Genomic DNA, 19,107 nt, shown 5'->3' on the forward strand with positions numbered 1-19,107 from the left:
GGCCCCTCCCCGCTGGACGGCGGGGGCGAAGCAGGCGGTAGATTAGATACCAACCATGCGGTTTCGGTCGCAGCCGTCCGCATGCGAGCGCCGCTCCCCGCAGGGGGCGCGCCGACAGCAGCCGGGCGGGGCGGGGATCGCGCCCGGTCGAGTCCGGAGGGGACCAGTGGTCAAGCAGGAACGGGCTGGGCGGACCCGGCAGGCCGTGCTGCTCGCCGCGGCGGAGACCTTCGCGCGGGTGGGCTTCGAGGCCGCCAGCCTGGTCGACATCAGCCGCCGGGCCGGGGTCAGCAAGGGCGCCCTCTACTTCCACTTCGTGTCCAAGCAGGCCCTCGCCGACGGGGTGCGCGGCGCCGCCGGCCGGGAGATCGGCTCGGCCGCGCTGCGCGCCCTGCGCGCCGAGGGGCCGGCCCTCCAGGGCCTGATCGACTTCTCGCACGAACTGGCCCGGATGCTGCGCGAGGACGTGGTGGTGCGGGCGGGCGTCCGGCTCGGCCGCCAGGGCCCGCGCCGCGGCGGCGCCCCGGGCGCCGATCCCGGCCCCGACGCCGCCTGGCGCAGTCTCACCGCGGTCGTCCACCGGCTGCTGGACCGCGCCGCCGAGGCCGGCGAGCTGCGCCCCGACGTGGACCGCAGGGCCGCCTCCGAGCTGCTCACCGCGGTGGCGGCGGGCCAGGTGCTGCTGGCGGGCGAGGAGGCCGACCGGCCGCGGCCGGAGGCCGTGCGCCGGGTCTGGACGGCCGCGCTGCCGGCCCTGGTGGCGGCGGAGCACCGGGCCGGCTACCGGGTCTGATCCCGGCGGGCCGGCGGCTCAGGAGGCGCGCTCGGCCACGCTCAGCCGGGCGAGCGCGTGCGGCTGGACCAGACCGGGCAGCAGCAGCGTCCACAGGTCGGCCATCCGCTGGATCAGGTCCTGCCGGTCGGCCAGCACCTGGGAGCTCAGCTGGATCCCGGTGACGGCCCCGGTGATCACGCCGGCGGCCGCGGCGAGGTCGATCCCCGGGTGGAGGTCCCCGTCGTCCCGGGCCTGCTCCAGCAGCTCGCGGACGAGGTCCATCCAGCCCTGGTAGGCCGCGATCTGCGGCTGGGTGAAGCTGCCGTGCTCGATCGTCAGCCGGATGCTGCCGCGCACCAGCGGGTCGCCCTGCAGGGCGCGGCCGAAGGCGTACGCGAGGTCGATCAGGTTCTGCACCGAACTGTCGGAGGCCGGCTGCCAGCCGGCGATCCAGGCGCCCTGCCCCTCGATGACGGCGAGTGCCAGCTCCTCCTTGGAGCGGAAGTGGAAGTACAGCGCGCCCTTGGTGACGCCGGCGCGGTCCAGGATCTCGGACATCGTGGCGGCGGCGTAGCCCCGCTCGTCGAAGACCTCGGCCGCCGCGAGCAGTACCGTCTGGCGGGTCGCCAGCGCGCGGGCCTGCCTGGCCATCGCAGCCTCCCTGGAAAGTTCTGGTACCTCGGCAGCGGCCGATCCTATGGGGCCGACGGGGTGGCGGAGGCATACCGTCCAGTAGGCATCCTACCGAGCTGCCCGCAGGCGGCGCCGGGGAACGCCCGACGGCCGGTCACCCGAACGGGGTGACCGGCCGTCGGCGGAGGCCGTGGGCCGTCAGGCGGCCTGCTGCCAGCTGACCGGCGAGAAGTACGCCGGGCGGCGCTCCAGCCGGTGCCAGGTGGCGATCGGCTCCATCGGCGCGGCGGCGGCGGCCTGCTGCGCGGCGGCGGCGCGCGCCATCAGGACGGCGGTCAGGGCGGCGAGTTCCTCGTCGGTGAGGCTGCCGCGGACGATGTGGACGAGGGGTTCGGCGGAAGCGGTCATGTCCTGGTTTCTCCCCCGGTGGCTGTGGTGTGAGGTGGTGCCCGGTACGGCCTGCTGCGGTGTGGACCGCGCCGCTACATCGGCGGGTTGCCGTGCTTGCGGCTGGGCAGGTCGGCGTGCTTGGTGCGGAGCATCGCCAGTGCGGAGGCGATCACCTGGCGGGTTTCGGCGGGGTCGATGACGTCGTCCACGAGGCCGCGCTCGGCCGCGTAGTACGGGTGCATCAGCTCGCTCTTGTATTCCTTGATCTTCTGGGCGCGCATGGCGTCCGGGTCCTCGGCGGCGTTGATCTCGCGCCGGAAGATGACGTTGGCCGCGCCCTCGGCGCCCATGACGGCGATCTCGTTGGTGGGCCAGGCGTAGGACAGGTCGGCACCGATGGAGCGGGAGTCCATCACGATGTACGCGCCGCCGTAGGCCTTGCGCAGGATCAGCGAGATGCGCGGCACGGTGGCGTTGCAGTACGCGTACAGCAGCTTGGCGCCGTGGCGGATGATGCCGCCGTGCTCCTGGTCGACGCCGGGCAGGAAGCCGGGGACGTCGAGCAGGGTGACCAGCGGGATGTTGAAGGCGTCGCACATCTGGACGAAGCGCGCGGCCTTCTCGCTCGCGTTGATGTCCAGCACGCCGGCCAGCGACTGGGGCTGGTTGGCGATGATGCCGGTGACGTGGCCGTCGATCCGGGCCAGCACGCACAGCACGTTGGTGGCCCAGCGCTCGTGGACCTCCAGGTACTCGCCGTGGTCGACGATCTCCTCGATCACCTTGCGCATGTCGTACGGGCGGTTGCCGTCGGCGGGCACCAGGTCCAGCAGGCCGTCGTTGCGCCGCTCGACCGGGTCCTCGCTCAGCACCGACGGCGGCATCTCGCGGTTGTTCTGCGGGAGCAGCGACAGGAGGTAGCGGACCTCCTCGATGCAGGACTGCTCGTCGTCGTAGATGAAGTGGGCGACACCGGAGACGCCGGCGTGCACGTCCGCGCCGCCGAGGCCGTTCTGGGTGATCTTCTCGCCGGTCACGGCCTGGACCACGTCCGGGCCGGTGATGAACATCTGCGAGGTCTCGCGGACCATGAAGACGAAGTCGGTCAGCGCGGGGGAGTACGCGGCCCCGCCGGCGCACGGGCCGAGCATCACCGAGATCTGCGGGATGACGCCGGAGGCCTTGGTGTTGCGCTGGAAGATGCCGCCGTAGCCGGCGAGCGCGGTGACGCCCTCCTGGATGCGGGCGCCGGCGCCGTCGTTCAGCGAGACCAGCGGCGCACCGGCCGCGATGGCCATGTCCATGATCTTGTGGATCTTCTGGGCGTGGGCCTCGCCGAGGGCGCCGCCGAAGATCCGGAAGTCGTGCGCGTAGGTGAAGACGGTGCGGCCGTGGACGGTGCCCCAGCCGACGACGACGCCGTCGGTGTGCGGCTTCTTGGCCTCCAGGCCGAAGCCCTGGGCGCGGTGCCGGCGCAGCGGTTCGACCTCGCGGAAGGAGCCCTCGTCCAGCAGCAGCTCGATGCGCTCCCGGGCGGTCAGCTTGCCCTTGGCGTGCTGGGCCTCGGTGGCCTTGTCGCTGGGGCCGCGGCGGACCTTCTCGCGCAGCTCGTGCAGCTCGGCGACCCGACCGCGGGCGTCGGCCGGGACCTCGGGGACCTCGCCGTCGACCGGCGCCTCATGCACAACCGTCATCTCGAACCACTCCAAGGGTGAGGGAACTGTCCGACAGCCAACGTCTGCTGTGCCCCCGGCCGCGAATCACTTTCTTCACTTATGACTGTACGAGGGGCCGTGCGCTGGTTTCGGCGTCGATTCCGTACAAGGTCGAGTTCGTTTAGCTGTCAGGCCTGTACAGAAGCGGTCGCACCGGGGCCGGGGCGCTCGGTGATCGTTCGAATACCGGGGGTTGTCGGGCAGGTGATGGTCCGATGATCTGAGCATGAGGAAAAGCGCAGGTCAGGGCCATCCCTCCGTAATGTAAACGAGTCGTCTCGGGCGGCGCTCAAGGCCCGCTCAAGCCGCGTGCCGGACCGGCGGTCATTCGCAGGAGAGGGCTCGCAGTCGTAGGGAAGCGCCAAAAACGCCACAGCCCACCCGGGCTCGGCCCGCGTGGGCTGTTGGAGGGAGCGCGCGCACCGCTCCGACCAGGTGCTCCCCGTTCCGCCCGGCTCCCGTCAGCCCTTCCGGCCGTCCTCCGGCTCGTCCCGGTCGCGCAGTTCCCGCTCCCGGCGGCGCAGATCCGCCTCCCACTGCTTGAGCATGTCCTCGTGCTCGTTGTCGCCCTTCTTCAACGAGGCGAGGAACTCCGGGTCGTCGTCCGGCGCCTGCGGGCGCCCGCCGCGAGCGGCGGGGTGCCCCGGGCCGGCGGACGGGTGGCCGGGGTACCCGCCGGCGGTCGCGGTCCGCAGGAAGCCGCGCTGCCGGCCGGCGATCAGCCAGGCGATCGGGCCCAGCGGCGGGAAGAGCAGCACGATCAGCACCCACACCACCTTCGGCAGGTGCCTCACCTCGTCCTCGGGCGTGGTCAGGCAGTCGACGAACGCCCAGACCCAGAGCGCGAGCGGAAGGACGATGGTCAGCAGAATCCGCAACATGGCTGCGATCTCCCCCCAGCGGGCGGCAGTGGCGGGCGCCTTCCCGGGGCCCTTGACCGAGCCAGGCTATCGGGTGGCGGATACTGACAGGCATGGCATACGACGATCTCCGCTCGTTTCTCCGAGCCCTCGACCGTGAAGGCGACCTCAAGCGCGTCAAGGCGGAGGTGGACCCCCACCTGGAGATCGGCGAGATCGTCGACCGGGTGCAGAAGGCCAAGGGGCCGGCGCTGCTCTTCGAGAACGTCAAGGGCTCGTCGATGCCGCTCGCGATGAACGTCTTCGGCACCGAACGGCGCCTGGCCAAGGCGCTCGGCCTCAAGGGCCCGGACGACGTCTCCGAGAAGATCGCCGGCCTGCTCAAGCCCGAACTGCCGCAGGGCTTCACCGGCTTCCGCGACGCCTTCGGCAAGCTCGCCTCCATGGCGCACGTCCCGCCGCGGCAGGTGAAGTCCGGCGACGCCCCGGTGCAGGAGGTCGTGCTCACCGGCGACGACGTCGACCTCGACGCGCTGCCCGCGCTCTTCACCTGGCCGATGGACGGCGGCTCCTTCTTCAACCTGGGCCTCACCCACACCAAGGACCCGGACACCGGCATCCGCAACCTGGGCCTCTACCGGCTCCAGCGGCACGACCGGCGCACCATCGGAATGCACTGGCAGATCCACAAGGACAGCCGCAACCACTACGCGGTGGCGGCCAGGCGGGGCGAGCGCCTCCCGGTCGCGATCGCCTTCGGCTGCCCGCCGGCCGTCACCTACGCGGCGACCGCGCCGCTGCCCGGCGACATCGACGAGTACCTCTTCGCCGGCTTCATCGCGGGCGAGCGGGTGCGGATGGTCGACTGCAGGACCGTCCCGCTGCAGGTCCCGGCCGACGCCGAGGTCGTGCTGGAGGGCTGGCTGGAGCCCGGGGAGATGCTGCCCGAGGGCCCGTTCGGCGACCACACCGGCTTCTACACGCCGCAGGAGCCGTTCCCGGCCCTGACGATCGACTGCGTGACGATGCGCCGCCGCCCGATCCTGCAGTCCATCGTGGTCGGCCGCCCGCCGACGGAGGACGGCCCGCTGGGCAAGTTCACCGAGCGGTTCTTCCTGCCGCTGCTGAAGATCATCATCCCGGACATCGTCGACTACGACCTGCCCGAGGCCGGCGGCTTCCACAACTGCGTGATCGTCTCGATCGACAAGAAGTACCCCAAGCACGCCCAGAAGACGATGCACGCGATCTGGGGCGCGCACATGATGTCGCTCACCAAGCTGATCATCGTGGTGGACGCGGACTGCGACGTCCACGACTACCAGGAGGTCGCCTGGCGGGCCTTCGGCAACGTCGACTACAGCCGGGACCTCACCGTCGTCGAGGGGCCGGTGGACCACCTCGACCACGCGTCGTACCAGCAGTTCTGGGGCGGCAAGGCGGGCATCGACGCCACCCGCAAGCTGCCCGAGGAGGGGTACACCCGGGACGGCGGCTGGCCGGAGATGGTCTCGTCCGACCCGGCCACCGCCGCGTTGGTGTCGCGTCGCTGGAAGGAGTACGGGCTCTGATGAGTACGGCTGCTGTCGAAACCCCCGGGCGCACGAAGGCGTTCCTGCGCCTGGTGATGATCGAGCACTCGGTCTTCGCCCTCCCCTTCGCGTACATCGCCGCGCTGACGGCGATGTTCCTCGCCGACGAGCGGGTGCACTGGGGCGAGCTGTTCGTCGTCACGGTGTGCATGGTCGGGCTGCGGACCTTCGCCATGGCCGCGAACCGGATCATCGACCGCGAGATCGACGCCCGCAACCCGCGCACGGCGTCGCGCGAACTCGTCACCGGCGCGGTGTCGTTGAAGACCGCGTACGTCGGGTCCGCGGTCGCCCTGGTGGTCTTCCTCGGCGCGGCGGCGATGCTCAACCCGCTCTGCCTGGCGCTCGCGCCGGTGGCCGTGGTGCCGATGGTGGTCTACCCGTACGGCAAGCGGTTCACGGACTTCCCGCAGGCGATCCTGGGCGTCGCCCAGGCGATGGGCCCGGTGGGCGCGTGGCTCGCGGTGACGGGCAGCTGGTCCTGGGACGCCGTCGTGCTCGGTGTCGCGGTCGGCATCTGGATCGGCGGCTTCGACCTGATCTACGCCTGCCAGGACGTCGAGTCCGACCGGGAGCACGGCGTCCGGTCCGTGCCCGCGCGGTTCGGCGTGCCGGCGGCGATTCGGGGCGCGCGCGCCTGCCACGTCCTCACGACGCTCCTGCTGGGCTGGTTCGGGCTCCGCACGGACGCCGGCGCGGCCTTCTGGGTCGGCCTCGTGGTCGTCGCGGGCGCCTTCGTCTACGAGCACACCATCGTCAGGCCGAACGACCTGTCGAGGCTCAACCGCGCCTTCTTCCAGACGAACAGCTTCGTGGGGATCTCGCTGTTCTTCTTCGCGCTCGTGGACCTGGTGGTCCGCGGCCTCGGAACCTGATCCGGCAGGGCCGCCGAACCGGCGGCGGGCGGTCAGCGGAACAGCGCGGCATGGTCCGCGGCCCAGGCACGGAAGCTCCGGGCCGGGTGGCCGGTCAGGTCCTGGACCGTCGTGGTGGCCGGCTCCGGTGCGGCGATGCGGGCCTGGACGAGGTCCAGGATGCCGTCGACCGCCGCCGGGGGCCGGCCGGCCGCGCACAGGCGGCGGCGGGCGCTCTCGCGGGGGATCTCCTCCCACGTCACCCGCCGCCCGGCGGCCCGGCCGATGATGCCGACCTGCTCCGCCTGCGTCGGCGACTCCGGGCCGGTCAGCACGTACCGCGCACCGTCGTGGCCGTCCTCGACCAGGGCGCGGACGGCGACCGCCGCGACGTCCCGCTCGTCCACCGGGTTCAGCCGCGCCGCGCCGCCGTAGCCCCGCACGACGCCACCGCCGCGGATCTCCTCCGCCCACTGCAGCGCGGCGGCGAACCCGTGCGCCCGCAGCACCGTGTGCCGGACCCCGCTCCCGGCGAGCATCGCCTCGATCTCGCCCTCCGGCGGGCCGGGGCGGGCCGATGCCAGGAACACCACCCGCCCGACCTCCCGGGCCAGCACGCCCACCGCCTCGGCGGCCCCCTCCGCGGTCGGGAACGGCCACCCCAGCAGCACCGCGCCGACGCCCTGCGCCGCCGCCTCCAGCGACTGGGGGTCGAGCAGTGCCCGCGGCGTCAGCGTCCGGGCCCGCACCCCGGTGGCCGCGAGCTGCAGCCCGACGTGTCGCCCGACCGTTCCGGAGGCGCCGACCGCCAGCACGGGCGCGACCTCGTCAACTCGCCTGTCTGTCATGTCTCGAACGTAATCGAGGAAGATGAGACGCCCAATGCGTGCGGGTCTAGGGTCCATGCGCCATCGTCTACCCGGCGCGCGCCAACTCCCGTGTGTCCCAGGGACCTTCGCGTGCCGTCCGGCGCCGGGGCGGGTTCGGGGAGCGGGCCGGAGGCCTGAACGCCTCAGGCGATCCGGCGGATCCGGCGGACGGCGAGGAACAGCAGGAGCGCGGTGAGAGCGAGGAACAGGCCCGTCTCGATCGCCTGGAAGGTCCAGAAGCGGTCGGCCGGCTGGTACTCCTGCCAGTTGGTGTACGGGGCGGGGCCGAAGCCCTGCCCGGCGAGGTCGGCCGTGCACGTGGCGCTGCCCCCGCTGCCCGCACCGCCCGCCGGCCCGCAGCTGATCTGGGCGTCCGCCATGACCAGTTCCCCGAGGCCGTTGCGCAGCCCCTTGGCGTTGATCCAGTCCCCGGCGAAGCGGTTGGCCATCGCGGGGCTGTCGACCGCGTAGCTCAGCGTCTTGGCCGGCAGGAAGTGCGGTCGCGCCAGCAGTTCGACGGCGGCCCGGACGGCGAGGAAGGCGGCGAGTGAGATGCCCATCGAGGGCAGTACCTTCCGGCACAGCGTGCCGACGAAGATGCCGAGCGCCACCGCGAACAGGGTGTAGCCGATCGGCGCGGTGCCGTTGATGTCGAACACCAGGTAGCGGAACCGGCCCAGGCCGTCGTCGGCCAGCGGTGCGAACCACCAGGAGACGCCGAGTGCGTACACCACGGACAGGACCAGGGCGGTGCCGCCGACCAGGCCGAACTTGGTGGTGATCCAGCGGCGGCGGCTGATGCCCTGGGTCCAGACCATCCGGTGGGTGCCGTTCTCCACCTCCCGGGCGACCAGCGGGGCGCCGAAGAACAGGCCGACCAGCACCGGTAACAGGACGAACAGGATGGCGACGTAGGCCATCCCGCCGTACTGGTTGTCGAACCGCTGGCTCAGCGCGTGGCAGTCGCCGCCGGTCACCAGCTCGGCGTGGCCGAGCCCGCGCAGGCAGGCGCCCAGGCCGGAGTCTTCGAAGGCCGAGCGCATCGACAGGCCGGTGGGGACCACCAGGGCGGCCAGCGCGGCCAGCGCGATCGCCGTCCACAGGGCCTGCTTGCGGTGTTGGCGCCAGGTCAGCCAGATCACGCGGCCACCTCCGGGGCGGTGTCGTCGGCGGCGGCGTCGGCCGTGCCGAGGTAGCCGAGGGCGAGGTCTTCGAGGGTCACCTCGTGGACGGTCCAGACGCTCTCGTCCACCGGCCCGTCGGTACGCACGAGCAGCGTCGACTGGCGTTCGGTGTGGCTGGCGCGGACGACCGCGGCCACCCCGGGGACGGCCTCCGTCCCGATTCGAGGCCCGACGATCGTGCAGTGTTCGGCGAGCAGTTCGTCGACCGGGCCGGTCAGCTGGACCCGCGCCGTCTGCAGCACGACCAGGTAGTCGCAGACCCGCTCAAGCTCGGCGAGCAGGTGGGAGGAGAGCAGCACGGTGGTGCCGCTCTCGGCGACGGCTCCCATCAGCTCCTGCATGAACGCGTGCCGGGCCAGCGGGTCGAGGGCGGCCACCGGTTCGTCGAGGAGCAGCAGTCGCGGCTGTTTCGCGAGTGCGAGTGCCAGTGCCACCTGGGCGCGTTGGCCGCCCGACAGGGTGCCGACCGGCTTGTCGGTGGGGATGCCGAGCCGGTCGAGCCGGTCCTGGGCGGTGGTCCGGTCCCAGCGGCGGCGGTTGAGCTTGCCGCCCATGGTGATCAGCTCGGCGGCGGTGAAGTCCGGGTAGAGCGGGGTGTCCTGGGCGACGAAGCCGATCTCGGCCAGCGCCTCGGTGGTGCCGCGCGGATTCCGTCCGAACACCCGGACCTGTCCGGCGTCCGGTTCCAGCAGGCCGACGGCGAGGTGCAGCAGGGTGGACTTGCCCGCGCCGTTCGGGCCGACGAGTGCGGCGATCCGCCCGGCCGGCAGTCGAAGTGAACAGCCCTTGAGCGCCCATGACTTGCCGTATCTCTTGCCCAACTCTCGGGTCTCCAGCGCGACTTCCGTCATGTCTTCCCCCTGGTGGTCTCGTGGGTGCCGGCCGGTGCGGGGCGCCCTGGCGGGTCACGGTCGGTGGAGCGTGGCCCGCACCGTGGTGTCGATCAGTGCGGCGATGTCCTCGTGGGCGAGCCCGGCGGCCTCGGCCTTGCGCAGCCAGACCACCAGGTCCTCGCGCAGTTCGGCCTGGTTGGCCAGCGCGGGCCCGGCCAGCGTGCCGATCAGGAAGGTCCCGACGCCCGGCCGTCCTTCGGCCAGCCCCTCCAGCTCCAGTTCCCGGTAGGCCTTCAGGACCGTGTTGGGGTTGATCGCCAGGGCCCGTGCCACCTCGCGCACCTTGGGCAGTTGGTCGCCGGGCTGTGCCAGCCCGACTCGCAGTGCCTGTTTCACCTGCAGCACGAGCTGCATGTAGGTGGCCACCCGTGAGCGGCCGTCGAGGACGAACTCGATCACTGTTGTTCTCCTGTCTTATGACAGTAAGACAGCATGGTGCCGTGGAGGTCAAGTGGTCAAGGAAGGAAGGGGGTTGCCCGAGGGTCGACCGACGCGGCGGCGCCCGCCGCGGACTTGGCGGCGTCGTCCGGACCGCTGTGGGCGAGCGTGCCGCCGTCCGGCTGTGCGGCGCGGGCGGGTAGAGCGTCTTCGCCGTCCCGGTCGGGCACCCGTTCTGCCTGATCGACTCCCCACGGGAGCCGGTTGACTGGTCGTCAGTCGAGCGTGAGGCGGTCGCCGACCCGGAGCCGGCCGGGGGCGGCGACCTCCGCGAGGGCGTCGAGGCGGCCGTCGTGGGCGTGCACGATGGCCTTGAGGATCTCGGGTGCGCGGGGCAGCCCCGGTTGTGGGGCGCCGGTCATCGCGCAGCGCTCGCTGGAGGTGACGAAGGCGAGGCGGGCGCTGTCGGGGGCCTCGCCGCGCGCCTGGCGGCCGAACCAGGTGTCCTCGACGAAGGGCGGGGTGCCGGGCGGGGTGCGCAGCACGAGGTTGGGGCGGAACCGGCGTTCGTCGACGGCGGTGAAGGGGGCGGTCTCGCGGACCCAGTCCAGGGTGGCGGTGGTGAGCACGCTGACCGGCCGTTGGTCGAAGTGCGAGACGGCGTCCTCGCGGGCGAGTTCGACGTCCTCGCGCTGGAGGTAGGCCCGCAGGAAGGCGGTCGGCCGGTCGACCGGCCGACCCAGCGGGTCGAACAGCTCGGGGCCGTCGATCCGGCGGCCGAGGCGGGCGGAGAGGCGGAGCAGGCCGTCCATCCGGCGGAAGCGGCGGGTGTTCTTGCCGGAGCCGAGTTTCCCGGCCGCGTCGCGGACGGCGTAGAGGCGGTCGCCGGCCAGGCCGCGCTCGTCCACCTCGACGGAGTCGAGCCGCTCGCCGCCGGTGGATTTCACGGGGTAGCGCCAGAGTCGCTCGATCACTCCGATGATCTCAGCCATGGCCGGACAGCGTACTGGCGCCACCGGGGGATGGTCTAGACCAAGTGGCGTACGGGTGGGGCGGCGGGGGCGGGATCAGCCCAGCCGGGCCACCGCCCGCACCGGCGCGCCGTCCGCCGCCACCAGCCGCAGCGGGAACAACGAGACCTCCACCGGCCGGCCGGCGTCCTGGGCCGCCAGGAGCGCCCGCAGGTCGGTCAGGTTCTCGGCGATCACACCGCCGCCGGGCGCCCCCAGCAGCACCCGGTGCGCGGCGAGCGACGGCTCGTCGGCGGTGCCCTGGTCGTGCTCGTCGGTGAGGTCGGCGAGCAGCGCGGCCACCGTGGGGTCGCCCGGGCCGGGATCGGGGGTGGGATCGACGCTCAGCGCGTCCACCCCGACCGTCCGCACCCCGGCGGCGACGATCGCCTCGGCGGCCTCGCGGGTCAGGCTGGGGTGGGCGAGGTAGGCGTCGGTCCCCCAGTGCCGGGCCCAGCCGGTGGCCAGCAGCAGCACGGTGCCCTCGCCGGAGTCCGCGGCCCGCTCCAGCGCCGGCGCCAGCAGCTCGGGGGTGACGGCCGCCCGGGGGGCCGCCCCGCGCAGGTCGGCGACGACCGCCGGGCCGGTGAACCGCTCCAGCGGCAGCCCGTCCAGGGTCGGCCAGGTGACGTCCACGTGGTACGGCGCGTCCACGTGCGTCCCGGACTGCGAGCCGAGGTGCAGGGCCAGCACGTTCACCCCGGCGGTGGCGGTGGTGAGCGCGGGCTCCAGCAGGACGGCCGGATCGCCGGGGTAGACCGGCATCGCGGTGGTCACCTGATGGGTGAGGTCGACGAGGGTCGCTGCCATGCCCCCCATCCTTCCAGGGCGATCGCGGATGCGGCCCCGCCGGAGGAAGCCGGATAGAAATGCCCCATGGGAACTGCGAAGCGTCAGCCGTGGGTGGTCGGGGTCTCGGGTGCGTCGGGGACGCCGTACGCGGCGTCGGTGATCCGGGCGCTGCTGGCCGCCGGTGAGGCGGTGGACCTGATCGTCAGCCGGGCGGCCCGGCTCACCATCCTGGACGAGACCGGCATCGCCTTCCGGGACGCCCACTGGCGCGCCGACCTGGGCTCCTGGCTGGGGAGCGACGACGGCCTGGACGACGTCCGCTACTGGCCCGCCGGGGACTTCGCGGCCGGCCCGTCCAGCGGCTCGTACCCCGCCAAGGGCATGCTGGTGGTGCCCGCGACGACCGGGGCGGTGGCCGGGATCGCGCTCGGCCTCAGCAAGGACCTGCTGCAGCGGGCCGCCAGCGTCACCCTCAAGGAACGCCGTCCGCTCGTCGTGTGCGTGCGCGAGACGCCGCTCAACGGGGTGACGTTGAAGCACCTGGTGGAGCTCGACGCGCAGGGCGCGGTCGTGCTGCCCGCTTCGCCCGGTTTCTACGCCGGTGGTTCCACCGTGCGCGAACTCGTGGATTTCGTGGCCGGAAGGGTGCTGGATGCCGTTGACGTGCCGCATTCCCTGTACCTGCGCTGGGAAGGGGAGTTGGGGGCGGCGGCCCGCCGGCCGGGCGGCGGGCGCGGCGTTCCGGTTGAGGGGGAGTAAGGAGCGCGAGGGCGGGAGAGTATCTTCTCTGCGATATCCGGGTCGGTCGGCGCACGGCGCCTTTGAATCCGGATAATGATCTGTGGGTCTGGCGAGGTTCGGAAGGACGCGGACGGTATATGGACACGGTGGACAGACAGCTCATCCAGGCGCTCCGGGAGAACGGCCGTGCGTCCTACGCCGAGCTGGGCCGATTGGTCGGACTCTCCGGCCCGAGCGTCACGGACCGGATCAACCGCCTGGAACAGGCCGGAGTGATCACCGGCTACCGCGCGACGGTCAACCCGGCCTCGCTCGGCTTCGGCGTCACGGCCCTGATCGGCCTTCAACTCACGGACGCGGCGGACCACGAGGACGTCGCGTTCCGGCTGAAGGACCTCAACGAGGTCGAGGACTGCTGGTTCATCGCCGGTGACGACTCGTACATGCTCAAGGTCCGGGTGGCCGACGTGGCGGGCCTGGAATCGGTGGTCAAGCGGATCTCGGGCACGAAGGGCGTGGCCCGCACCCGTACCACCGTCGTACTCTCCACGAAGTGGGAGAACCGGGTGAGCGAACTCCCTCCCGAAGGAGAGTGACGTATGGCACTGGTCGGTCTGGAGGAGCTGCGAGCCGCTCGGCAGCGGATCGCGGGGGTCGCCGTGCGGACCCCGCTGGTCCCTGCCCCCTGGGCGGCCGAGGGGGAGCGGCAGCTCTGGCTCAAGCCCGAGAACCTCCAGCCGACCGGGGCCTTCAAGACCCGCGGCGCCTACAACCGGCTGGCCGCGCTCACCGCGGACGAGCGGGCCCGCGGCGTGGTCGCCCAGTCCAGCGGCAACCACGCGCAGGCCGTGGCGTACGCGGCCCGGATCCTCGGCATCAAGGCCGTGATCGTGATGCCGGACACCTCGCCGGCCGTGAAGGTGGCGGCCACCCGGGCGTTCGGCGCCGAGGTGCTGCTGGTGTCCCCGGCGGAGCGGGACGCCCTGCCCGGCGAGCTGGCCGAGAAGCACGGCTACGTCTGGGTGCCGCCGTACGACGACCCGTTCGTCATCGCGGGCCAGGGCACGGTCGGCCTGGAGATCGCCGAGGACGCCCCGGCCGAACTGGACACCGTCCTGGTGCCGGTCAGCGGCGGCGGCCTGATCGGCGGGACGGCGGCCGCCCTCAAGCTCACCCGCCCGGGCATCCGGGTGATCGGCGTGGAGCCTGAGCTGGCCGCCGACGCACAGGCCGGGCTGCGGGCGGGGCGCCGGGTGGAGTGGCCGGTCGCCGACACCTACCGCACCATCGCGGACGGCCTGCGCACCCCGGCCGTCGGCGTGCTGCCCTACGAGCACATCACCGCCTACGTGGACGACATCGTCACCGTCACCGAGGACGAGATCCGCGCCACCGTCGCCCTGCTGGCCCGCCGCGGCCGGCTGGTCGCCGAGCCGTCCGGCGCGGTCGCCCCGGCCGCCTACTTCCACCGCGCCGCCGAGACCGGGGGCCAGGCGGTGGCGGCCGTGGTCAGCGGGGGGAACATCGAACCCGCACTGCTCGCAGAGCTGCTCTCGGCATAGGCGTACGCTCGTTCCGGCAACGAACCGAACGTCGGAGGAGGCGGGGCACCGCATGGACGCAGGGCTCAAGCGCGAGCTGGAGGCGAAGGTCTACGCGGGTGAGCGGCTGACCCGCGAGGACGGGATCGCGCTCTACGAGAGCGACGACCTGGCCTGGCTGGGCGGGCTGGCCCACCACGTGCGGACGCGGAAGAACGGCGACGTCGTCCACTTCAACGTCAACCGCCACCTCAACATGACCAACGTGTGCAGCGCCTCGTGCGCGTACTGCTCGTTCCAGCGCAAGCCGGGCGAGAAGGACGCCTACACGATGCGCATCGAGGAGGCCGTCCGCCTCGCCAAGGCGATGGAGGTCGACTCCCTCACCGAGCTGCACATCGTCAACGGCCTGCACCCGACCCTGCCGTGGCGCTACTACCCGCGCTCGCTGCGGGAGCTCAAGGCGGCGCTGCCGAACGTCTCGCTGAAGGCCTTCACCGCCACCGAGATCCACTGGTTCGAGAAGATCAGCGGCCTGTCCGCCGACGAGATCCTCGACGAGCTGATCGACGCCGGCCTGGAGTCGCTGACCGGCGGCGGCGCGGAGATCTTCGACTGGGAGGTCCGGCAGCACATCGTCGACCACGACACCCACTGGGAGGACTGGTCGCGGATCCACCGCCTCGCGCACGCCAAGGGCCTCAAGACGCCCTGCACCATGCTGTACGGCCACATCGAGGAGCCCCGCCACCGGGTGGACCACGTGCTGCGGCTGCGCGAGCTGCAGGACGAGACCGGCGGCTTCCAGGTCTTCATCCCGCTGCGCTACCAGCACGACTTCCACGACTCCAAGGACGGCGTCGTGCGCAACAAGCTGATGGCCCGCACCGAGATGGCCACCGGAGCCGAGGCGCTGAAGACCTTCGCGGTCTCCCGGCTGCTCTTCGACAACGTCCCGCACGTCAAGGTCTTCTGGGTGATGCACGGCGTCGCCACCGCGCAGCTGGCGCTCAGCCACGGCGCGGACGACATGGACGGCTCGGTGGTCGAGTACAAGATCACCCACGACGCGGACAACTTCGGCACCCCGAACAAGCTCGGCCGCGACGACCTGCTCGGCCTGATCCGCGACGCCGGCTTCCGCCCCGTCGAGCGCAACACCCGCTACGAGATCATCCGCGAGTACGAGGGCCCGGACCCGATGCGCCGCGAGGCCCCGCAGGCGATGCGCCTCTGACCTGCCCTCCGACCTGCGGACTTCCCGCCGCCCGAGCCGCCCCGCGGCCCGGGCGGCGGTTGTCTTCACGGCCTCCGCACGCGACCCGGGTTTACCAACGGGTAGGGCGTTTGGCAGGATCGACAGCATGTCCGGTTCCCATCGCGCCACCGAGTACCCGCCGTACCAGCCGATGCAGGAGCCGGAGTACGGGGTGCCACAGCAGCCGTACGAGCAGTCGTACGAGCAGGCGTACACCCCGTACCAGCCGTACGAGCAGCCCTACGAGCAGCCCTACGAACAGCCGTATGAGCAGGCGTACGAGCAGCCCTACGAGCAGCAGGCACAGCCGTACGGCCACGGCGCGTACCAGCCGTACGGGCAGGACCCTGACGGGTACTCCGAGGCGTACGAGCAGCCGTTCCGGTCGTACGAGGCGCAGCCGGAGCCGTTCCACCAGCAGCCGGACCGGTTCCACCAGCAGCAGCCCGGGCAGTTCCACCAGCAGCCGGAGCCGTTCCGTCAGGAGCCGGTGTACGAGCCGGAGCCCGAGCCCCTGGCCCCCGTCGTGCCCCTGGCGTCCGCCGCCCCCGTCGTGGGGGCCCGGACCGCGGCCCGAGGCCGGCGCCGCAAGGCCAAGCCGAAACGTCACGGCAAGGCCGTGATGGCCGGCACCGCCCTGCTGGTCGCGGCCGCCGCCGGCTGGTACACCGTCGGCCAGGACGACGCCAAGCCCGGCCTGGCCGCCGCGGACGGCCCGGGCCCGGAGGGCGTCAGCACGCCCGACCGGCCCGGCGCGGCCCCCGCCGCGGCCCGGATAGCCTCCGACCGGCAGTCCGAGCCCCCGGCCGCCGACCGCAGCCAGACCCGCCAGGACGCCTCGGTGGCCGCGATACCCGGCCTCGGTGCGAGCTTCACCGCGAAGATCCCCGCCGAGACCGCCCAGGTCCTGGTCGCCTCCGGCGCGGACCGGAACACCGACAAGAACACCGTGGTCCTCTGGACCCGCACCCCCGAGGGCCGCTGGCTGGCCGGCGAGACCTGGCAGGGCCACAACGGCAAGAACGGCTGGACCGCCGACCACAACGAGGGCGACCTGCGCAGCCCGATCGGCGTCTACAGCCTCAGTGACGCGGGCGGCCGCAAGGACGACCCGGGCAGCAAGCTCCCGTACGACAAGGACCCGAGCTTCGTGGTGTCCGGTACGGGCTTCTTCGGCGACCAGCTGGCCGGCTCCTTCGACTACGTGGTCGCGATCAACTACAACCGGGTCGCCGGCAGCTCCCCGCTCGACATGCGCCGCCCCATGGGCCCCAAGAAGGGCGGCGGCATCTGGCTCCACGTGGACCACGACGGCCCGACCCACGGCTGCGTGTCGATCCCCGAGGACAAGATGGCCCAGCTGATCCGGACCCTGGACCCGGCCGCCCACCCGGTGATAGTGATGGGCGACGCGACCACGCTGGCCACCTGACCGGGCTGCGCGGCCCCCACCCGGGGGCGCCCCGCCGCCCCGCGGGCGGCCGCCGGCGGCTCCCCACCTGGCCCCTTGTCGATCTCCTACAGATCGCGGGGTCGGATCCTGTCGCCGGTCGTGCCCCGCTGACCAGCGGGTAACCCGGTTCCATGGCAGCATGAGCGGTTCGCGCATTGTGGCACTCGGCCACTACCAGCCCCCCAAGGTCCTCAGCAACGACGACCTGGCGGTGCTCGTCGACACCGACGACGAGTGGATCCGCACCCGGGTGGGCATCCGTACCCGGCACATCGCCGAAGGCGAGAGCCTGGTCGACCTCGCCACCGAGGCCGCGCAGAAGGCGCTCGCCCACAGCGGCCGCACGGCAGAGGACATCGACCTCGTCGTCGTCGCCACCTGCACCGCCATCGAGCGGAGCCCCAACACCGCCGCCGCCGTGGCCGCCCGGCTGGGGGTGCGCGCGCCCGCCGCGTACGACATCAACACGGTCTGCTCCGGCTTCTCGTACGCCCTGGCCACCGCCGACCACGCGATCCGGGCCGGTGCGGCCCGCCGAGCCCTGGTGATCGGGGCCGAGCGGATGTCCGACACCCTCGACTGGACCGACCGCTCCACCTGTGTGATCTTCGGTGACGGCGCGGGCGCCGCGGTGGTCGAGGCCCAGGAGGAGGGCGCCGAGCCCGGGATCGGGCCGGTGGTCTGGGGCTCCCAGCCGGAGAAGGGCGACGCCGTGGTGATCACCGGCTGGGATCCGGTGATCAGCCAGCAGGGGCAGGCGGTGTTCCGCTGGGCCACCACCCAGCTCGCCCCGCTGGCCCGGCAGGCCTGCGAGCGGGCCGGTATCGACCCGTCGGAGCTGAGGGGTTTCGTCCCGCACCAGGCCAACCTGCGGATCATCGACGCGATCGCCCGCAAGCTGGGCCTCGCCGACGCGGTGGTCGCCCGGGACGTGGTCGACTCCGGCAACACCTCGGCCGCCTCCATCCCGCTGGCCTTCTCCAAGCTGGTCGAGCGGGGCGAGCTCTCGCCGGGCGACCCGGTGCTGCTCTTCGGCTTCGGCGGCGGCCTGGCCTACGCCGGCCAGGTGGTGCGCTGCCCGTAAGGAGCGCCAGTCCGGTACCGGTACCGGACCGGCGGAGAGGTCTGCCAGGAACACTGCGGAGACATCGGAGACATCGGAGACATCGGCGGGCTTCGGAAGGCTGCCGCGAACGACGAATGCCGGTGGGCGGGCGCCCCGTGTGAGGGGTGCCCGCCCACCGGCATGTCTGGCGCGCGTGCGGCACGTCGGCGGACCTCCCCCGAGGACACGGCCGCCGTCCGTCGTTCCCCGGACAGGAGGCCGGGGCTGCGCGCGGAGCGGTTGGTGGGTCGGAGTCGGCTACCTGGGCGGCTTCTTTCCGGTGACGCCCAGGTACACCAAGGGAGCGAGGTTGGGCTTGAGGTCCTTGACCTTGACGCCCCAGGAGGTGAAGGCCTTCTGGTGCTCGGCCGCCGAGGCGAGCAGCGAGACCAGGGCCCCGGAGACGGCGTTGGGGTCGAGCGACTTGTCGGCCTGCCCCTTCCCCTGGAGTTCCCTGACGGCCTCCGCGAGTGGCTTGGCGACCGCGTTGAGGACCGTCATGCGGATCTTGAAGAACCGCTTGTCCCCTTCGGCGGCACCGAGCGTGACCACTCGGAGAATGGCGTCGTTCTTGCGCCAGAAGGCGAGGAATCCGTCGACCAGTTCTTCCGAAGTGGTCGGGCCGGACTTCCCTGCCCAGGACTTTCCGGCCACCAGCTCTTTGAGGGTGTCGGCGTCCTTGGCCATTTCCTCGGCGATTTCGAGGACTGCGCCCTCGACATCCGGGAAGTACTGGTAGAAGGTCGCGGGGGAGGTACCCGCCATACGGGCGACGTCGATGACCTTGACGTCCCGATAGGGCGACGTGCTGAGCATCTCGCGGAGGCAGTCGAGCAGCTTCTGCCGCGTCTCCTGTCCGCGTCGCCCGGCGACGCGACCGTCGACGGTGCGAACTTGTCCTGTCATGCCGTCAGCTTACCGTGGCACGATCTTGGCGCGATTCGGTGATGCGACTATTACTCCGCACGGGGGTTGGTATAGCGGCATGAACCCCTTCGGGCGGATATTCACCGGCCCCCGAAGGCGCTGTTGAAGCCCCCCCGTGTGCTTTTGATCTCACAGCG

General features: G+C 72.2%; 20 protein-coding genes. 9 read left to right on the forward strand and 11 right to left on the reverse strand.

What is annotated here, in order from left to right; genetic code table 11:
- The first annotated feature begins 166 nt into the window (after positions 1–166).
- A complete protein-coding gene (locus IF30_RS49055) occupies positions 167–793 on the forward strand; it encodes a ScbR family autoregulator-binding transcription factor (RefSeq protein ID WP_051709212.1) in 627 nt (208 codons plus the stop codon).
- A gap of 18 nt (positions 794–811) precedes the next feature.
- Here IF30_RS49055 and IF30_RS0104395 read toward each other — a convergent pair whose 3' ends face one another.
- From IF30_RS0104395 to IF30_RS0104410, 4 genes are all read right to left on the reverse strand, one after another.
- The gene (locus IF30_RS0104395; RefSeq protein ID WP_037898958.1) at positions 812–1,426 is read right to left on the reverse strand and encodes a ScbR family autoregulator-binding transcription factor; all 615 of its coding nucleotides are present in this window, start codon (positions 1,424–1,426) and stop codon (positions 812–814) included.
- 180 nt (positions 1,427–1,606) lie between these two features.
- Entirely contained in the window at positions 1,607–1,816 is a 210-nt protein-coding gene (locus IF30_RS0104400; RefSeq protein ID WP_030232188.1) for an acyl-CoA carboxylase subunit epsilon, read from the reverse strand.
- Between the two features lie 74 nt (positions 1,817–1,890).
- Entirely contained in the window at positions 1,891–3,492 is a 1,602-nt protein-coding gene (locus IF30_RS0104405; protein WP_030232190.1) for an acyl-CoA carboxylase subunit beta, read from the reverse strand.
- Between the two features lie 482 nt (positions 3,493–3,974).
- Positions 3,975–4,394: a PLD nuclease N-terminal domain-containing protein gene (locus tag IF30_RS0104410; protein ID WP_030232193.1), complete on the reverse strand. Its 420-nt coding sequence runs from the start codon at positions 4,392–4,394 to the stop codon at positions 3,975–3,977.
- A gap of 92 nt (positions 4,395–4,486) precedes the next feature.
- Here IF30_RS0104410 and IF30_RS0104415 point away from each other — a divergent pair, with 92 nt between their 5' ends.
- Together IF30_RS0104415 and mqnP are read left to right on the forward strand one after the other, a co-directional pair.
- Complete coding sequence (locus IF30_RS0104415; RefSeq protein WP_030232194.1) at positions 4,487–5,944, forward strand: menaquinone biosynthesis decarboxylase; 1,458 nt, start codon at positions 4,487–4,489, stop codon at positions 5,942–5,944.
- Complete coding sequence (gene mqnP, locus IF30_RS0104420; RefSeq protein WP_030232196.1) at positions 5,944–6,840, forward strand: menaquinone biosynthesis prenyltransferase MqnP; 897 nt, start codon at positions 5,944–5,946, stop codon at positions 6,838–6,840. Before IF30_RS0104415 ends, mqnP begins: the two co-directional genes overlap by 1 nt.
- Before the next feature lie 32 nt (positions 6,841–6,872).
- Here the strand turns inward: mqnP and IF30_RS0104425 are convergent, their stop codons facing one another.
- From IF30_RS0104425 to IF30_RS0104450, 6 genes are all read right to left on the reverse strand, one after another.
- Complete coding sequence (locus tag IF30_RS0104425) at positions 6,873–7,667, reverse strand: hypothetical protein (protein ID WP_030232200.1); 795 nt, start codon at positions 7,665–7,667, stop codon at positions 6,873–6,875.
- Between the two features lie 164 nt (positions 7,668–7,831).
- Positions 7,832–8,830, reverse strand: coding sequence for an ABC transporter permease (locus tag IF30_RS0104430; protein WP_030232203.1), 999 nt, complete (start codon positions 8,828–8,830; stop codon positions 7,832–7,834).
- Entirely contained in the window at positions 8,827–9,723 is an 897-nt protein-coding gene (locus tag IF30_RS0104435) for an ABC transporter ATP-binding protein (protein WP_030232206.1), read from the reverse strand. Before IF30_RS0104435 ends, IF30_RS0104430 begins: the two co-directional genes overlap by 4 nt.
- Before the next feature lie 54 nt (positions 9,724–9,777).
- The gene (locus IF30_RS0104440; RefSeq protein WP_030232209.1) at positions 9,778–10,164 is read right to left on the reverse strand and encodes a GntR family transcriptional regulator; all 387 of its coding nucleotides are present in this window, start codon (positions 10,162–10,164) and stop codon (positions 9,778–9,780) included.
- Positions 10,165–10,418: 254 nt separating this feature from the next.
- Positions 10,419–11,135 (reverse strand): MOSC domain-containing protein, encoded by a 717-nt coding sequence (locus tag IF30_RS0104445; protein WP_030232211.1) that lies wholly within the window; start codon positions 11,133–11,135, stop codon positions 10,419–10,421.
- 75 nt (positions 11,136–11,210) lie between these two features.
- Positions 11,211–11,963: a cyclase family protein gene (locus tag IF30_RS0104450; RefSeq protein WP_030232214.1), complete on the reverse strand. Its 753-nt coding sequence runs from the start codon at positions 11,961–11,963 to the stop codon at positions 11,211–11,213.
- 66 nt (positions 11,964–12,029) lie between these two features.
- Between IF30_RS0104450 and IF30_RS0104455 the strand changes: the two genes are divergently transcribed.
- The 6 genes from IF30_RS0104455 (at position 12,030) to IF30_RS0104480 (ending at position 18,022) form a co-directional block, all read left to right on the forward strand.
- Positions 12,030–12,704 carry a UbiX family flavin prenyltransferase gene (locus IF30_RS0104455; protein WP_030232216.1) on the forward strand — a complete coding sequence of 225 codons (675 nt, stop codon included), beginning with the start codon at positions 12,030–12,032 and terminating at the stop codon, positions 12,702–12,704.
- Between the two features lie 119 nt (positions 12,705–12,823).
- Positions 12,824–13,282 (forward strand): Lrp/AsnC family transcriptional regulator, encoded by a 459-nt coding sequence (locus IF30_RS0104460; protein ID WP_030232219.1) that lies wholly within the window; start codon positions 12,824–12,826, stop codon positions 13,280–13,282.
- A 3-nt stretch (positions 13,283–13,285) separates the two neighbouring features.
- Positions 13,286–14,248 carry a threonine ammonia-lyase gene (locus IF30_RS0104465; protein WP_030232220.1) on the forward strand — a complete coding sequence of 321 codons (963 nt, stop codon included), beginning with the start codon at positions 13,286–13,288 and terminating at the stop codon, positions 14,246–14,248.
- 52 nt (positions 14,249–14,300) lie between these two features.
- Positions 14,301–15,464: an aminofutalosine synthase MqnE gene (mqnE, locus tag IF30_RS0104470; protein WP_030232223.1), complete on the forward strand. Its 1,164-nt coding sequence runs from the start codon at positions 14,301–14,303 to the stop codon at positions 15,462–15,464.
- Between the two features lie 127 nt (positions 15,465–15,591).
- On the forward strand, positions 15,592–16,917 hold the full coding sequence (locus IF30_RS50515) for a L,D-transpeptidase family protein (protein ID WP_051709214.1): 1,326 nt from the start codon (positions 15,592–15,594) through the stop codon (positions 16,915–16,917).
- 160 nt (positions 16,918–17,077) lie between these two features.
- On the forward strand, positions 17,078–18,022 hold the full coding sequence (locus IF30_RS0104480) for a beta-ketoacyl-ACP synthase III (RefSeq protein ID WP_030232229.1): 945 nt from the start codon (positions 17,078–17,080) through the stop codon (positions 18,020–18,022).
- Between the two features lie 279 nt (positions 18,023–18,301).
- Here the strand turns inward: IF30_RS0104480 and IF30_RS0104485 are convergent, their stop codons facing one another.
- The gene (locus IF30_RS0104485; RefSeq protein WP_030232231.1) at positions 18,302–18,949 is read right to left on the reverse strand and encodes a TetR family transcriptional regulator; all 648 of its coding nucleotides are present in this window, start codon (positions 18,947–18,949) and stop codon (positions 18,302–18,304) included.
- Between the last annotated feature and the right edge of the window lie 158 nt (positions 18,950–19,107).

The sequence above is a fragment of the Streptomyces sp. NRRL S-350 genome (assembly GCF_000719705.1).
Classification (GTDB): domain Bacteria; phylum Actinomycetota; class Actinomycetes; order Streptomycetales; family Streptomycetaceae; genus Kitasatospora.

What these genes read in the sequence shown, in the direction of transcription:
- IF30_RS0104395 (WP_037898958.1), bottom strand. Translation starts at nt 1,426, where the DNA reads ATGGCCAGGCAGGCCCGCGCGCTGGCGACCCGCCAGACGGTACTGCTC.
- IF30_RS0104400 (WP_030232188.1), bottom strand. Translation starts at nt 1,816, where the DNA reads ATGACCGCTTCCGCCGAACCCCTCGTCCACATCGTCCGCGGCAGCCTC.
- IF30_RS0104405 (WP_030232190.1), bottom strand. Translation starts at nt 3,492, where the DNA reads ATGACGGTTGTGCATGAGGCGCCGGTCGACGGCGAGGTCCCCGAGGTC.
- IF30_RS0104410 (WP_030232193.1), bottom strand. Translation starts at nt 4,394, where the DNA reads ATGTTGCGGATTCTGCTGACCATCGTCCTTCCGCTCGCGCTCTGGGTC.
- IF30_RS0104415 (WP_030232194.1), top strand. Translation starts at nt 4,487, where the DNA reads ATGGCATACGACGATCTCCGCTCGTTTCTCCGAGCCCTCGACCGTGAA.
- mqnP (WP_030232196.1), top strand. Translation starts at nt 5,944, where the DNA reads ATGAGTACGGCTGCTGTCGAAACCCCCGGGCGCACGAAGGCGTTCCTG.
- IF30_RS0104425 (WP_030232200.1), bottom strand. Translation starts at nt 7,667, where the DNA reads ATGACAGACAGGCGAGTTGACGAGGTCGCGCCCGTGCTGGCGGTCGGC.
- IF30_RS0104435 (WP_030232206.1), bottom strand. Translation starts at nt 9,723, where the DNA reads ATGACGGAAGTCGCGCTGGAGACCCGAGAGTTGGGCAAGAGATACGGC.
- IF30_RS0104445 (WP_030232211.1), bottom strand. Translation starts at nt 11,135, where the DNA reads ATGGCTGAGATCATCGGAGTGATCGAGCGACTCTGGCGCTACCCCGTG.
- IF30_RS0104450 (WP_030232214.1), bottom strand. Translation starts at nt 11,963, where the DNA reads ATGGCAGCGACCCTCGTCGACCTCACCCATCAGGTGACCACCGCGATG.
- IF30_RS0104455 (WP_030232216.1), top strand. Translation starts at nt 12,030, where the DNA reads ATGGGAACTGCGAAGCGTCAGCCGTGGGTGGTCGGGGTCTCGGGTGCG.
- IF30_RS0104460 (WP_030232219.1), top strand. Translation starts at nt 12,824, where the DNA reads ATGGACACGGTGGACAGACAGCTCATCCAGGCGCTCCGGGAGAACGGC.
- IF30_RS0104465 (WP_030232220.1), top strand. Translation starts at nt 13,286, where the DNA reads ATGGCACTGGTCGGTCTGGAGGAGCTGCGAGCCGCTCGGCAGCGGATC.
- mqnE (WP_030232223.1), top strand. Translation starts at nt 14,301, where the DNA reads ATGGACGCAGGGCTCAAGCGCGAGCTGGAGGCGAAGGTCTACGCGGGT.
- IF30_RS50515 (WP_051709214.1), top strand. Translation starts at nt 15,592, where the DNA reads ATGTCCGGTTCCCATCGCGCCACCGAGTACCCGCCGTACCAGCCGATG.
- IF30_RS0104480 (WP_030232229.1), top strand. Translation starts at nt 17,078, where the DNA reads ATGAGCGGTTCGCGCATTGTGGCACTCGGCCACTACCAGCCCCCCAAG.
- IF30_RS0104485 (WP_030232231.1), bottom strand. Translation starts at nt 18,949, where the DNA reads ATGACAGGACAAGTTCGCACCGTCGACGGTCGCGTCGCCGGGCGACGC.